This is a genomic window from Pseudomonas sp. B6(2017) (genome assembly GCF_002112765.1).
GTDB lineage: Bacteria > Pseudomonadota > Gammaproteobacteria > Pseudomonadales > Pseudomonadaceae > Aquipseudomonas > Aquipseudomonas piscis.
This window is the reverse complement of sequence record NZ_NEIQ01000009.1, coordinates 190,633-205,314: the sequence shown is the minus strand read 5'-3', so window position 1 is coordinate 205,314 and position 14,682 is coordinate 190,633. Positions and strand designations below refer to the sequence as shown.

General features: G+C 61.1%; 14 protein-coding genes and 1 pseudogene. 9 read left to right on the top strand and 6 right to left on the bottom strand.

Translation table 11 applies throughout. The annotated features are described in order from the left end of the window. Nucleotides 1-30: 30 nt before the first annotated feature. The 9 genes from CAG11_RS17260 to CAG11_RS17220 all read left to right on the top strand — a co-directional run bounded on the left by CAG11_RS17260 (nt 31) and on the right by CAG11_RS17220 (nt 8,990). Nucleotides 31-822 (top strand): TatD family hydrolase, encoded by a 792-nt coding sequence (locus CAG11_RS17260; RefSeq protein WP_085597190.1) that lies wholly within the window; start codon nt 31-33, stop codon nt 820-822. A gap of 739 nt (nt 823-1,561) precedes the next feature. Next, nucleotides 1,562-2,200: a TetR/AcrR family transcriptional regulator gene (locus tag CAG11_RS17255; RefSeq protein ID WP_085597189.1), complete on the top strand. Its 639-nt coding sequence runs from the start codon at nt 1,562-1,564 to the stop codon at nt 2,198-2,200. Between the two features lie 138 nt (nt 2,201-2,338). Next, nucleotides 2,339-3,307, top strand: coding sequence for a GTP 3',8-cyclase MoaA (locus tag CAG11_RS17250; protein WP_085597188.1), 969 nt, complete (start codon nt 2,339-2,341; stop codon nt 3,305-3,307). A 101-nt stretch (nt 3,308-3,408) separates the two neighbouring features. After that, nucleotides 3,409-4,011 carry a DUF4823 domain-containing protein gene (locus tag CAG11_RS17245; protein WP_022643181.1) on the top strand — a complete coding sequence of 201 codons (603 nt, stop codon included), beginning with the start codon at nt 3,409-3,411 and terminating at the stop codon, nt 4,009-4,011. Between the two features lie 17 nt (nt 4,012-4,028). After that, a complete protein-coding gene (locus CAG11_RS17240) occupies nt 4,029-4,592 on the top strand; it encodes a DUF1285 domain-containing protein (protein ID WP_085597187.1) in 564 nt (187 codons plus the stop codon). A 149-nt stretch (nt 4,593-4,741) separates the two neighbouring features. Then, nucleotides 4,742-5,455 carry a GntR family transcriptional regulator gene (locus CAG11_RS17235; RefSeq protein WP_031321263.1) on the top strand — a complete coding sequence of 238 codons (714 nt, stop codon included), beginning with the start codon at nt 4,742-4,744 and terminating at the stop codon, nt 5,453-5,455. After that, entirely contained in the window at nt 5,452-6,450 is a 999-nt protein-coding gene (locus tag CAG11_RS17230) for an ADP-ribosylglycohydrolase family protein (RefSeq protein WP_085597186.1), read from the top strand. Before CAG11_RS17235 ends, CAG11_RS17230 begins: the two co-directional genes overlap by 4 nt. A 160-nt stretch (nt 6,451-6,610) precedes the next feature. Then, nucleotides 6,611-8,077, top strand: a complete 1,467-nt coding sequence (locus tag CAG11_RS17225) for a cytosine permease (RefSeq protein WP_085597185.1) — start codon at nt 6,611-6,613, stop codon at nt 8,075-8,077. Further along, nucleotides 8,070-8,990, top strand: coding sequence for a PfkB family carbohydrate kinase (locus tag CAG11_RS17220; RefSeq protein ID WP_085597184.1), 921 nt, complete (start codon nt 8,070-8,072; stop codon nt 8,988-8,990). Before CAG11_RS17225 ends, CAG11_RS17220 begins: the two co-directional genes overlap by 8 nt. A gap of 5 nt (nt 8,991-8,995) precedes the next feature. Here CAG11_RS17220 and CAG11_RS17215 read toward each other — a convergent pair. The 6 genes and pseudogenes from CAG11_RS17215 to CAG11_RS17190 all read right to left on the bottom strand — a co-directional run. Then, a pseudogene (locus CAG11_RS17215) lies at nt 8,996-9,178 on the bottom strand (Rho termination factor N-terminal domain-containing protein); the annotation flags it as partial. A gap of 17 nt (nt 9,179-9,195) precedes the next feature. After that, nucleotides 9,196-10,362, bottom strand: a complete 1,167-nt coding sequence (locus CAG11_RS17210) for a beta-eliminating lyase-related protein (RefSeq protein WP_256578528.1) — start codon at nt 10,360-10,362, stop codon at nt 9,196-9,198. Nucleotides 10,363-10,452: 90 nt separating this feature from the next. Then, on the bottom strand, nt 10,453-11,211 hold the full coding sequence (locus tag CAG11_RS17205) for an amino acid ABC transporter ATP-binding protein (RefSeq protein ID WP_085597182.1): 759 nt from the start codon (nt 11,209-11,211) through the stop codon (nt 10,453-10,455). A gap of 14 nt (nt 11,212-11,225) precedes the next feature. After that, the gene (locus CAG11_RS17200) at nt 11,226-12,359 is read right to left on the bottom strand and encodes an amino acid ABC transporter permease (RefSeq protein WP_085597181.1); all 1,134 of its coding nucleotides are present in this window, start codon (nt 12,357-12,359) and stop codon (nt 11,226-11,228) included. Then, a complete protein-coding gene (locus CAG11_RS17195) occupies nt 12,356-13,534 on the bottom strand; it encodes an ABC transporter permease subunit (protein WP_085597180.1) in 1,179 nt (392 codons plus the stop codon). Before CAG11_RS17195 ends, CAG11_RS17200 begins: the two co-directional genes overlap by 4 nt. 79 nt (nt 13,535-13,613) lie before the next feature. Beyond that, entirely contained in the window at nt 13,614-14,648 is a 1,035-nt protein-coding gene (locus tag CAG11_RS17190) for a transporter substrate-binding domain-containing protein (protein WP_085597179.1), read from the bottom strand. Nucleotides 14,649-14,682: the final 34 nt, after the last annotated feature.

Genomic DNA, 14,682 nt, shown 5'->3' with positions numbered 1-14,682 from the left:
TTCATTTATCGGATGCAAGTTGTCGCCCCTATGCTCGTAGATTCCCATTGCCACCTTGATCGCCTCGACCTGGCCGCCCATGACGGCTCCCTGGATGCCGCGCTGGCGGCGGCCCGCGAGCGCGGCGTCGGACACTTCCTGTGCATCGGCGTCAGCGCCGACAATGCCGCGGACGTGAGGGCCCTGGCCGATCGTTATGACGATGTCGACTGTTCGGTGGGGGTGCACCCTTTGGATGTGCAGCCTGGGGCCGCGCCGGCGCTGGACTGGCTGCTGGACGAACTGAACCATCCAGGGGTGGTGGCCATCGGCGAGACCGGCCTGGACTATCACTACGAGCCCGAGGCGGCCGAGCTGCAGCAGGCGTCCTTCCGCCTGCATCTGCAGGCGGCCCGGCAGACCGGCAAGCCGGTGGTGGTGCATACCCGTGGCGCGCGGGCCGATACCCTGGCCTTGCTGCGTGAAGCGGCGCTACCCAATGCCGGGGTCTTGCACTGCTTCACCGAGGACTGGGACATGGCCAAGGCGGCCCTGGACCTGGGGTTCTATATTTCCCTGTCGGGGATCGTCACCTTTCGCAATGCCGACGCCTTGCGTGATGTGGCCCGGCAAGTACCGGCCGATCGGCTGCTGGTGGAAACCGATTCCCCCTACCTGGCGCCGATTCCCTATCGCGGCAAACCCAACCTGCCGCAGTACGTGCGTGAAGTGGCGGAGTTCCTGGCGATGTTGCGCGGCGAGTCCTACGAGGCCTTTGCCGCACAGACCACGGCGAACTTCAAGCGGCTGTTCCCCCTGGCGCGGGTCAAGGAGCAGGCCTGATCCTGGCCTGGCCTGGAGGAATTCCAGGCAAAAAAAACCCGGGTTCTGGGGGGTGAATCCGGGTTAAGACCATTAGGAGTAAAACTTAGGCGCGCGGTCCTTCGGCACCTAGATCGGCGTTTCACTTGGGGGAGATGTCCCGCCGACAGTTCAAGTATTGATCAGGATCGGGTTCAGTCCAGTTTGCCTTGTCCGTTTCTTAAACAAATTTGGAATACGGGCGCTTCGCTTGAGTTCTCACTTTTGGCGCAAGCCGGATCTTGCTCGATAATTTGCCGAAATTTGCTGGATATCCCTCGGTTTTCCACGAAATAATCCCTCCTCGCCTTTTGTCTTGAGCATCACTGGGCATAGGCTGTTCCCCTGTTGGGCATCGATGCTGTTGATGTAGTCGGCTTGTGGCCAGGGCAGGGCATGCTGTCGTGGCTGATTGAGAACGCGACTCGTTGCCTGGTTTTCGTCAAGGACCAGCCCTGGCCAGGGGGTGGCGGTTCCCGTTGCGGGGGAACTGGGGCTTGGTGGTCTGTTCCGGGGCTTGGAGTTGCCTGGTGTTTTTTCCTGGAACCGGTTGCCGACCCCGTATTCATGGCCTATACCGGCTTTTCCAGGCCTCCCGGGGCGCTGGCGGTGAGTTGGGTTTTATGCCTGAAGCAGCAGCAACGATGGATGATCCGTGCATTTTGGCGCAAGTTAGGCATAATACGCGGCTTCGATTTTGACCCCGAACAGATCTTTTCTTATGCAGAAAGAACCTCGTAAGGTCCGTGAGTTTCGCCGCCGCGAGCAAGAAATTCTCGATACCGCGCTCAAGCTGTTCCTCGAACAAGGTGAAGACAGCGTCACTGTCGAGATGATTGCGGATGCAGTGGGTATCGGCAAAGGGACCATCTACAAGCATTTCAAGTCCAAGGCGGAGATCTACCTGCGCCTGATGCTCGATTACGAGCGTGACCTGAACGAGTTGCTGCACTCTGCCGATGTCGACAAGGACAAGGAAGCCCTGTCCCGGGCCTACTTCGAGTTCCGCATGCGTGACCCGCAGCGCTATCGGCTGTTCGACCGCCTGGAAGAAAAGGTGGTCAAGGGCAACCAGGTACCGGAGATGGTCGAGGAGCTGCACAAGATCCGTGCTTCCAACTTCGAGCGCCTGACCCTGCTGATCAAGGGCCGCATCAGCGAAGGCAAGCTGGAAGACGTACCGCCGTACTTCCACTACTGCGCTTCCTGGGCCTTGGTCCATGGCGCGGTGGCGCTGTATCACTCGCCGTTCTGGAGCAATGTCCTGGAGGACCAGGAAGGCTTCTTCCAGTTCCTGATGGACATCGGCGTGCGCATGGGCAACAAGCGCAAGCGCGACCCCGACACCTCCGGCAGCTGAGCCCGCCCGCCTTGGGATTGCGCCATCAGGACCTGTATGGCGCAGTGCCCGAGGAATATACTCAGGCATGGGACTTGTCAAAACCTGATTTTTGAGTCAGGTTTTGCGCGCCTTTCCCTTCCTTCGCCGGAGTCATCCATGATCGTTGACCGTCAAGGCAGGCGCTTTCGCAATCTGCGGATCAGCCTGACGTCAGCCTGCAATTACGCCTGTACCTACTGCGTGCCCAACGGCAAGCGGCTGGTGGCCGCCCGGGACGAGTTGTCGGCCGAGGCGATGGCCCGCGGCGTGGCCTACCTGATCGAGGCGGCGGGCATCGAGCGCCTGCGTATCACCGGTGGCGAACCCCTGGTCAGTCCCAAGCTGGAAGCCTTCATGGGCGCGGTGGGGCGCATGGGCCTGGAAGACATCAGCCTGACCACCAATGGCCAGCTACTGGCCCGCAAGCTGCCGCTGCTGGTGGATGCCGGTATCCGCCGTATCAACGTTTCCCTCGACACCCTGGACGCCGCGGCCTTTCGCGGTATCGCCCGTGGCGGCGACCTGGCCACGGTGCTCGACGGCCTGGGGCAGGCGCGGGCCGCGGGATTGAAGATCAAGGTCAACATGGTGCCGTTGCGCGGGCAGAACCTGGACCAGGTCATGCCGTTGCTCGATTACTGCCTCGAGCAGGGGTATGAGCTGCGCTTCATCGAGTTGATGCGCATGGGCCACCTGGCCAGCGACAACAACGCCTTCCTGCAGCAATTCGTCAGCCTGCGGCAATTGCTGGACCTGATCGGCCAGCGCTACGAGTACCTCCAGGCCGACGCGCCGGTGGATGCCACGGCCGTGCGCTACCAGATTCCCGGCCTTGGCCACTTCGGCGTGATCGCCAACGAAAGCGTGCCGTTCTGCCGGACCTGCTCGCGCCTGCGGCTGTCGTCCACCGGCTGGTTGCACGGTTGCCTGTCGTCGAGCAATCGCCACTATGTCGGCGACCTGCTGGACAAGCCACGGCACCAGGCCCTGCCAGCCTTGCAACGGCTGCTGGTCAAGGCCCTGGGCGACAAGCAGGATGTGGCCTTCTCAGGTGGTGCCACGGTGATGAAGATCATCGGAGGTTGATCCTCTTGCGCAAACGCTGCCCTGCAAGTGCGGAGCTGGCGCGGAAGCTGCATCTCGTGGCCATTCGCCGGTTTTCCGTCACCGGATCTTGGAGGGGTAGGATGCGTAGCCTGGTTTTGCTGCTGGCCTTTTTGGCGCTCGGCGGCTGCATGAATGTCAGTGATATGGGCGAAGGGGTGCGCTACCACCTGAGCGACGCGGGTGTGCTCGATCACAGCGATACCCGTCGCACCAGCTCGTTCCGCATTCAGCCTGATTCGTACATTTTCATCGCCCAGGGGCATTTCGTGCCGCCTGGCAATGCCTATCCACGGCCCAACGTAGTGGCCGAAGAGGCTTTCAACGGTTTCGTCGAGTATTTCCCCATGGTTCGCCGGGCTCGCGCTCCGGAAGGTCTCAACGAGGCCATGGCCGAGGCCCGCAGCCAGGGTGCGCACTACCTGCTCTATGCGCGTTTCGCCAAGGCCGACGATCGCATCGGCAACTCCGATGAGTGGCTGGACCAGGAAGCAGTGGACCGTCTTGGCATCGACACCAGCACCATCCAGATCATGTTGATCGAAACCAGCACCCAGTATCTGATCGATTCGGCGCGGATTCGCAGTCGCGGCGGTTTACTGACGTTCCACGATAACAAGCCACAAGACTTGCTCGGCCCGCCCTTGCAGCAATACGCTCGTAGCCTGTTGGGTCTGAGCGACTGATTGACGAGGAGGGTGGCATGAGTGGTCCAGGCAAAGCCAATGATCTGCTGGCGCAGATTCCCAAGGCCGAAAAAGGCCTGCCACCGGTCCATTCATGGAACCCCGATTTCTGCGGCGATATCGACATGCGTATCGCCCGCGACGGCACCTGGTACTACCTGGGCACTCCCATCGGCCGCAAGCCCATGGTCAAGTTGTTCTCCACCATCATCCGCCGCGATGGCGACGACTATTTCCTCGTCACTCCGGTGGAGAAGGTGGGGATCAAGGTCGACGATGCGCCCTTCGTCGCCGTGACCCTCCAGGTGCAAGGGCAGGGTGAAGACCAGGTGCTGCGCTTTGCCACCAATGTCGATGAACAGGTGTGTGCCGGCAACCAGCACCCGCTGCGGGTGGCCATCGATCCCCGGACCCAGGAGCCGGCGCCATATATCCTGGTTCGACACAATCTGGAGGCGCTGATCCACCGCAACGTCTTCTACCAGTTGGTGGACCTGGCGCAGACCCGCATCCTCGATGGCCAGAGCTGGCTCGGGGTGTGGAGCGACGGAGTGTTCTTCCCCATCGGCCAGGAGCCCTAGCCCTCCGGGATCCGTTCCAGGTTGCCAGCCGTTGCAGGCTCGCCGGGAAATGAACGGGCGCAAGCCGCCCGGTCGCCTCGGGACGTTTCGAACTGTTGTAAGAAGATATTTCTTGCTCTTCCTCGGACGTTTCATGTATCAAGCCGGACATGATCAAACATGTCCGATTCGATAAGAAAAAAAGGGTGGTCGACGAACTGATCCGGCGCATTGAAAGCGGTCTGATGGAAGACGGCTCTCAACTGCCGGGCGAGCATCGCCTGGCCGAGGAATTCGGTGTCAGTCGCGGCACCTTGCGCGAGGCCCTGGCCGAGCTCAAGCGTCGCAACTACATCGCCACGCAAAGCGGGGTCGGTTCCATCGTCACCTTCGATGGTGTCGCCCTGGACCAGAACCACGGTTGGGCCCAGGCGCTGGCCGACAGCGGGGCGCTGATCAATACCGAGGTGCTGCGCCTGGAGGCGATCTGCCGCCCGGATCTCAAGCATCGCCTGGGTACCGATCAGTTCATCGCCCTGGATCGGCGCCGGCGCAGCACCGATGGCCGGGTATTGTCCCTGGAGCGTTCGCTGATCCCCGCATCCGGCGGACTGGAAGGCCTGCCCCGGGTCGGCCTGATCGATGATTCCCTGACCATAACCCTGGCTGCCTACGGCTATATCGGCGAGCGTGGCGACCAGTGGATCGGCGCCGAGCCGCTGAGCGTCGAAGATGCCGAACTGCTGGGGCGGGCCACTGGAGAGGTGTTCCTCAAGGCCCTGCGCACGACTTACGACCGCCAGGGGCGTTTCATGGAGCAGGTCGAGAGCCTGCTGGATCCGCAGCATTTCCGCATGCACCTGCAATTTGGAGAGTCCCAGTGAGCCCGCTGCAGCGGGCACTTGGCGCTTTTTATGGACTGGCCCTGGGCGACGCCCTGGGCATGCCCACCCAATCCCTGAGTCGTGAGCAGATCCTGCAGCGCTTCGGGACCATCCATACCCTGGAGGACGCCGGCCCGGACCAGCCGATCGCCGCCAACATGCCCAGGGGCTCGATCACCGACGACACCGAGCAAGCCATCCTGGTCGGCCAGTTGCTGGTCCGCGGCCACGGGCGGATCGCCCCCCAGGAGCTGGCCCAGAGCCTGATCGACTGGGAAGCGGCGATGCAGGCCAGGGGCTCCCAGGACCTGCTCGGCCCTTCCACCAAGCACGCTATCGAAATGATCCTCGCCGGCCACTCGGTGGAGGAGGCGGGGCGCTACGGCACCACCAATGGCGCGGCCATGCGGATCACCCCGGTGGGCATCGCCAGCGACGTGGCGGCGCCCGAGGCATTCATCCGGGCGGTGGTCCAGGCCTGCCAGGTGACCCACAACACCAGCCTGGGCATCGCCAGTGCCGCCGCTGTAGCGGCAGTGGTCTCCGCTGGTATCAATGGTGCGTCCCTGGGCGACGCCCTGGCCCTGGGCCGGCAGATCGCCAACCAGGCCGAGGTGCAGGGGCACTGGGTGGCCGGCGCGAGCATGGCGGCCCGGCTGCAATGGGCCGCGACCCTGGGGGTGGCTGGCGACAAGGCCGGATTCGCCCAGACCCTGTATGAACTGGTCGGTACCTCGGTGGCTTCCCAAGAGTCGGTGGTGGCCAGCTTCGCCCTGGCCGGGCAAGTGGCGCAGGGCCGGTTGGAGCCGTTCGAGGCCCTGTGCATGGCGGCCAGCCTGGGCGGCGATACCGATACCATCGCGGCCATCCTGGGCGCCATGCTCGGTGCCTGCCAGGGCTTGCAGTGCTGGCCTGGCGAGCTGATCGCCCTGTTGCGGCAAGTCAATGGGCTGGACCTGCAGCCTCTGGTAGAACAACTGCTGGCCCTGCGCTGAGTCGCCGGGCTTGTTGCTGCATCGTCGGCAAGCTGCCGATCGTCAGGGAAAGCCCGGTGCCTGCCAGACCACGCAGGCGCCGGATATGGCCGGGAATGCCGGGACGTTCAACGACTTCCGAAATCGCCTGACACCACAACAATGGCAAGGAGCGTCAAACATGAGTTCATCGACAGGCGGGCAGGGTGCCGGGCAACTGGAGACCCGGGGTATCGAGCCGGTTCCCGAGGCGGAGTGCAACGGTCATCCGCTGCAACTGTTCTGGGTCTGGTTCGCGGCCAACATCAGCATCCTGGGCTTGCCCCTGGGGGCGACGCTGGTGGCTTTTCGCGGGTTGTCGATCTGGCAGGTGCTGTTGGTGGCGATCCTCGGGTCGGTGGGGTCGTTCGCGGTGGTCGGCCTCATCTCCGTGGCCGGCCGGCGGGGACGGGCGCCAAGCCTGACCCTGTCCCGGGCCATCTTCGGTGTGCGTGGCAACATCGGCCCGACCCTGGTGTCGATGCTGTCCCGGGTGGGCTGGGAAACGGTCAATACCACCACCGCGGCCTTCGTCCTGCTGTCCCTGAGCTCGATCCTCTTCCAGACCCCGGCCTCGGCCAAGGACGCACCGCTGCTGACCTTGCTGTTCATTGCCATCTTCGTCCTGCTGACCCTGAGCGTGTCCGGCCTGGGCCATGCCACCTTGCTGCTGATCCAGAAGTGGGCGACCTACGGCTTCGGTGCGTTGAACGTGCTGGTGGGCGGTTTTCTCTGTGCCACCATCGACTGGACGGCGGTGTTCAACGCCTCGCCGGCGCCCATGAGCGCGATGATCATCGGCATTGGCACCATGGCCGCCGGCACCGGGATCGGCTGGGCCAGCTCCGGCGCGGACATGTCGCGCTACCAACAGCGCTCGGTCACTGCCGGCCGCCTGGTGGCCTCGGCGGCCTTTGGCGCCGGCATCCCGCTGGTGCTGCTGATCACCCTGGGCGGGTTGCTATCGGTGGGCAATGACCACCTGGCGTCGGCGGTGGATCCGATCATCGCCATCCGTGACATGCTGCCGACCTGGATGGCGGTGCCATACCTGGTCGCCGCCTTTGGCGGGTTGCTGCTGTCCAACAACCTGTCGGTGTATTCCGCCGGCCTCACCGCCCTGACCCTGGGCCTCAAGGTCAAGCGTGTCTATGCGGTGCTGGTGGACATCGTGGCGATCTTCATCGGCTCGATCTATTTCATGCTGATCGCCGACAGCTTCTATGGCCCCTTCATCAGTTTCATTTCCCTGTTGGCGGTACCCATCACCGCCTGGGTGGGGATCTTCGTGATGGATCTGGTCCACCGTCACTACTACAGCGCCGCCGACTTGCTGGATGTCAGCCCCACCAGTGCCTACTGGTACCAGGGCGGCATCGAGTGGCGGGCGTTTGGCGCCTGGGTGCTGGCCATCGTCCTGGGGTTCTGCTTCACCAGCATCGGCACCACCGCCGAGGATGTCTGGTTCACCGGGCCGCTGGCTGATTCCTGGCTGGGCCAGAACGGCCTGGGCTGGGTCATCACCTTCCTGGTCGCCGGTGGCGGTTATGGGCTCCTGGGCGGGGCTCGCGATCGACGAGCCGCTTTCATCGAGCAGGCCAATGCCTAGGTTGCTGCACAGCGGCCAGGCCATCGTCGACCTGGTCATGGACGTGCCCGGCCTGCCGTCACCAGGCGGCGATGTGCTGGCCAGGTCGGCGAACTTCGAGGCCGGTGGCGGTTTCAATGTCATGGCGGCGGCGGCGCGCAGCGGTATGCCGGTGGTCTATCTCGGCCGTCATGGCCAGGGTCGCTTCGGCGACCTGGTACGCGCGGCGATGCAGGCCGAAGGCATTCGCCTGAGCCTGGCTTGCAGTCCCGGTGCCGACACTGGTGTGTGCGTGGCGCTGACCGATGACAGTGCCGAACGCACCTTCATTTCCCATATCGGCGCCGAGGGCGAGCTGTCCGCCGAGGACCTGGCCCAGGTAACAGTGACAGCCACAGACTACTTGTACGTCAGTGGCTATAGCCTGTTGCAGGCGCACAAGGCCCAGGCCCTGCTCGACTGGTTGCTGGAGCTACCGGCCACGCTGCCGCTGATGTTCGACCCGGGGCCGCTACTGGCTTTGGTGGAACCGGCGCTGCTGGCGGCCTTGCTGCCCCGGGTGAATATCTGGAGCAGCAATCGCGCCGAGGCCCTGCAGTTCACCGCTAGCCAGGACATCGCCGAGGCCATGCTGCGGCTGGCCCCGCAACTGGCCCGCGAGGCATTGATGGTGCTGCGCGACGGTGCCCAGGGCTGCTGGCTCAACCAGCAGGGCGAGGCGGTGCGGGTACCTGGATTCGCAGTCGAGGCGGTGGACAGCAACGGTGCCGGGGATGCCCACGCCGGGGTGTTCATCGCCGCGCTGGCCGCTGGTCTCGCACCCCTGGCCGCCGCACGCCGGGCCAATGCGGCGGCGGCCCTGGCGGTGACGCGCCGGGGGCCGGCCACCGCTCCTCGCAGCGCCGAGGTGGATGTGCTGCTGCGGGCCGGTTGAAGGCTTCAGCCGGCCTTGCGCAGGGCCTCGATCAACTCCTGCTTGCGCATCCGCGAGCGTCCCGCAATGTTCTTCACTCGCGCTTCCTGGAGCAGGCTGTCCTTGCTCTGGGTGGACAGCGACGCCTTGCTGTTACGCGGATGGCCCTCGCGGCTCGCGGCTGCGCGCCGGGCTGAGTCGCTGCGGGCCGTAACGGGAGACCCGCCTACCAGTACATACAGTGATGAAGCTCTGCCGCCAGACTTTGCACTTCAGCGGCGATTTCCGCTTCCGGCGCTTCGTTGATTAGGCCGTGCAGGCACCACGCCAAACGATCCAATCCAGATTCTGTGATGCCTTGACGCGTGATGACTTGCGCACCGAGACGCCAGCCTCCTGCCTGAGCCTGGTTAGGAATGCGGGCGGTCCCCGCATAAATACCCAGCCGCTCTGCTCGTTTGCTCAATGCCGTCGCTTGCTCAGCACTGCCGGTGCGTATGACCAGTTGATGTGAACTGGGCCGAGAGTGGCCTGTTTGCAAGCTGCCGATGACATCGACTCCTAGCTTTCGCAACGCCTCGTACAGGTAGTTCACGTGGTGCAACATATCGCCCATGTACTGGCGCATATGCAGCTTTGCTTCGTCCAGCGCCACGGATATTCCCGTCAATCGGCCGGCATCGTAATTGGAGGTCCAGCCGCCCACCAGGTATTGCTTCAGTTTACGAAGGTGTTTGTCATGGCGGCCCAATAACAATCCGCCAGGAGGGGCCGACAGGGTCTTGTAGGTGGAGCTGGTCATGATGTCAAAGCCCAGATGCATCGGGTTTTGATATAGACCCGCGGCAATCAAACCGGCCACGTGAGACGCGTCATACACCAGCAAGGCTCCCGTTTCTTGAGCCGCCAAAACGGTTTCCTGAGTGTCATAAGGAGCCAGGGTGACGCTTCCCCCAAGCATGATGATGCGGGGTCGATGCATGCGTATCAGCTCGGCACTGGCAAGGTCATCGTACACGCCATTGCTGAACAGCAACGGCAACTGACGTCTGCTGAGGACGCCCAGGGTGCCTTGCTCGTGATGGCTGATATGTCCGCCATGCTCTGAACTGATAGTCGCAATCGTCTCACCAGGTTTCGAGAAGGCGGCATACACCGCTGCATTAGCATAGGTGCAGCTTTGCAGTCTGGCTTCAGCCCAACGGCTATCAAACAGGTCCATCAACTGCTTGTTCACCAACTCTTCAAGCTGAGAAATTTCACCGGTGCCCGGCTGCTGCTTGTGATGCGCTTCGCCCATCGCGGGCATCACCCCCATGGTGTTGTTCAACGCTTCATGTACACGGGGAGACAGCATGCACGACCCTGCATAAAGCTGTATGCCTCTGGCCATTCGAGACTCGAAGCTACGCGCCAACTCCAGAGCGGCGTATGGAGTCGATGAAAGATTATCTGTCATGATGTTTTTGCTGGCTCGGAAAGACTAGTGGCTAAGCACGCGGGATAGAAAGGCGCGAGTACGTTCGTGCTGCGGATCGTCGAAGATTCCCGTGGGGTCGCGATCCTCCAGGATGGTACCGCGGTCGATATAGATCACCCGGTCCGCCACTTCTCGTGCAAACCCCATTTCGTGCGTGACAATCAGCATGGTCATTCCGTCTCGGGCAAGCTCACGCATGACATCCAGTACCTCGCCTACCATTTCCGGGTCCAGGGCGGATGTAGGTTCGTCAAAGAGCATGATGTCGGGCGTCATGGCCAGGGAGCGCGCAATAGCCACCCGTTGTTGTTGCCCCCCGGACAGCTGGCTCGGGAATTTATGGGCGTGCTCTTGCAAGCCGACTCGCTTCAAGAGCTGCAGCGCTTTGGCCCGGGCCTGTTCTTGCGTTTGCTTCAAGACCCGCATCGGCGCAAGCGCAATGTTCTGCAGGGCGCTCATGTGTGGGAAGAGATTGAACTGCTGAAATACCATTCCCACGTTTTCTCGTGCCAGCGCCAGCTGGCGTTCCGCGCCCAACAGCCGCTCGTCCGCATCCGGCAGAGCTTTGCCGTCCACCAGCAAGGAGCCTGCCTGGAATGCCTCCAGGCCATTGACGCAACGAATCAATGTCGATTTGCCTGAACCGCTGGCTCCGATGATTACCAGCACTTCGCCGCGCTTCACGGACAGATTTATGTCGCGTAACACATGGTGCTGGCCGTAGTACTTATTCAGACCTTGGAAACGAATGATCTCGCTCATGCGTAAGCTCCAATCTAGTTTTCGTGCCTGCCCCGGTTCATCGCGTCTTCCAGGCGGCGACTGCCGTAGGTCATGATGGAGGCAACCACCATGTAGACCACGAACATGAAGGCGTAGATTTCATAGGTATGCCCGCCGGCTTGAGGGCTCAACAAGACCATCTGGCCTGCGCGCAGAAAGTCCGTCATGCCAATGATGAAAAGCAGCGGGATGTTGTTGAAAATATCCAGCACGTTGCCGATCAGTGCCGGCGTGCTGACGCGCAGCGCTTGTGGCAACACCACGTCGGCATTGATTTGCCAATGGCGCATGCCAAGCGCTTGGGCAGCTTCCACTTGCCCGGCGGGAACGCTTTGCAAGCCACTGCGCACATACTCAGCCACATAGGCGGCGAAAAATAAGGTGAATCCGAGCACGCCGCGCGCCAAGTCCGGCACATTCCACTGTGGCAGTATCAGTGGGGTCAATACCCACAAGCTATAGACAACCAGGATCAATGGGATGGCTCGCAGTGTTTCTATGTAAGCCGTGCACAAGCACCGAATGCCGGGTTGTTTGCTGCACTTGCCCAGCGCCAGCAAGATTCCCAATGGCAAGCTGAATGCGGCGGCAACAATGGTCACGAGCACACTGACCAGCAATCCTCCCCAACGCTCGGTGCCCGCGGCTGACATGAGACAGCACAACACCACCATGCCAAGTACCCATAACCACGGCACCAGGCGGCGCACGCCAGGAACATGATTGGAAAGCAGGCACGCCAGCGTGGCGGTGAGCAACAAATAGCACAACTGAGAAGTCGAGGGCAAAGTACTGGGGCTCAACAGGGCCACCAGCAGGAAGATGCCGCTCAGCGCCAGGCCTTTGCGCAACTTCAAATGGCTCACCAAGCCCAGGCTGGCGCCGGACAAGAAAACCAGAATCAGCGCGCTCAGCCACGGGCGCCACAACAGCTCGGCCGGATACGTGCCTGCCATGAATACCCGCATGCTATTGCCGACGACGTCCCAGTTGGCTTGCAAGAAGGCCCAACGGAGCAGGGCGTACGCCAAATAAGCACATAGACCGGTCAACACGATGCTGATGCAGCTGTTTTTTACGGAGTTGAACAGGTTGATGCGTAGCCACCTGCCTATCGTGGGATTCATGAACGAGCCTCCGTTTTGAGCAGACGACGATTACCCATGTTGATCAGCACGCTGATGAACAGGCTCAGCAACAGATAGGCCAACACCACAACCACCATGCCTTCAAGACTGCGCCCCGACTGGTTCGCGACCGTTCCATACACGTTGAAGAAATCCGGAAAGCCAATCGCGATGCCCAGCGATGTGTTTTTCGCCAGGCTGATGTATTGATTGCCAAAGGCAGGCAGCACGACCCTGTAGACTTGCGGCAAGATCACGTCGCGCAAGCTCTGGCCATGGCTCAGTCTGAGCGACTGGGCCGCTTCAAATTGACCCCTGGGGATGGCTTGCAACGCGCCACGGGTGATCTCGGCAATGAACGCCGACTTGTAAATAATGAGCCCCAACAGCATCGCGGCCAGCTCGGGGCTGATGGTCATTCCGCCTGAGACAGAAAAACGTTTCGCTTCCGGAATGCTGAGCGCAAACGGCTGCGCGTAGGACTGCAGGGCGACCATGACTATGACCCCCGCGCTCAAGAACAGGTGGCGTCGCGGTCGGAAGGCCTTGATCACGCCGCATAGCAAGCACGACGCCGCTATCGCCAAGCCTATCTGCACGCCCGGCATGCCATCGGTATGCATCGTGATGGAGGGTAGATAGATGCCCTGGCGGCTGGCCAGAGCCCCCAGCCATTGCCCACTGTTGGCCAATGCCGGCAGTTGCAAGATGACGGCGAAATACCAGAAGACCAGCTGAATCAGAGGCGGTGTGTTACGAACAAACTCGATAAATAGAAAGCAAATCTGGCGCAGCAACCAGTTGCGCGACAAGCTGCCTATACAGACAAGAATCCCGAGTATCGTCGCCAACGCAATCCCGATCACGGCGGTTTTGAGGGTGTTGATGCCGCCCGTGATCAGCGCTTGTACGTTGGTATCGCTGGAAACGAAATCCACGAACCGGGGAAGAAGCACGCTTTGCCAATCCAGCGTATAGCCTTCGCTGATGTCAAACCCAGCTGCCTGGCCTAAAAAACCCAAATCGAAACCTATGCCGTTCTTGGCAAGGCTGTTGCTGACGCTAATAGAAAGCCAATATAAAAATATCGCCGCAACTAACAGTATGCCGGCTTGGCGCAAGGCAAAGAGGCCGCGCTTTAGCCCACCATATAAGAGCTTGCTCGAATGCTGCATATTGAGTCCCCGATTCTTCCAGTGGACGGAGCCCTGTGGGCAGATCGTCCTTTGTCAGGCATGGTGATGGCGATGCTCATCAGGACCAGGGCGGGGAATAAATAGCTCCTCCTTTGTTCCAAAGCTGATTCAGCGAATTCTCACGATCGATAAAGGTGGGGCTGCCTTTACCCAAGTTGCGTTCATATATCTGACCGAAGTTGCCGACCTGCTTGATCATCTGGGTGACGAAGTCCTCGGGCAGACCAAAGTCAGGACCAAAGCTCCCCTTCGTACCCAGGAATTTCTGTATGAACGGGTCGGGACTGTTTTTGGCGGATTCCAATTTGTCAGCGGTCAAGCCGTACTCTTCCGCTTGATAGCTGGCGTAGATGATCCAGCGCAGGGCATTGCGCCAGCGAGAGTCATTCACCACCGTAAAGCCAGCAAAGGGAGATTTGTTCAGGATTTCCGGCAACAAGTTATAGGAACTTGGGTCTGCGGCATTGGCTTTGAGTGTGGCCAATACCGAGCGGTCTGTACTGATGGCGACACAGCGCCCAGAGTTGAGCGCGGAAAATAGGCGTTCCAGATTCTCGTAGGTGAGTATCTTTGTGTCGCTGCCCCAGTTATTAGCTTTGATATAGGCGGCCAAGGTTTGTTCGGTATTCGAGCCTTGCGTTGTGCACCAGGTAGCACCCTCCAGCTCCTTCACGCTGGAGACCACATTGTCCTTCACCATGACGCCTGTGCCGTCGTAAAAGTAAACCGGAAGAAAATCGACGGTAATGGCGGACTCACGTCCAGGCTTGAGCGTGGTGCGGGCAAACACCACATCCACTTGATTGGTCTGCACGGCACTGAATCGACTCTTGTCCGTTACCACCACGAACTTGATCTTGGTGGCGTCGCCCAGGACGGCTGCCGCCACCGAGCGGCATAGATCGACCTCGAGGCCTTCCATTTCTCCTGTTCGGGTATTGAGGAATCCAAAACCCGGAGCGGAATTGTCCGTGCCGCAATGCAAGATGCCTCGTTCTTTTACCTTGTCCAAAACAGAGTTCGCCTGTGCGCTGCCAGCTCCCAAGGCGAACAAGGCCGCGAGCAAGGCGAAGCGTCTTAGTGTGAGGGTCATGTCTATTTCTTCCCATGGTGACTGAATTGTTATT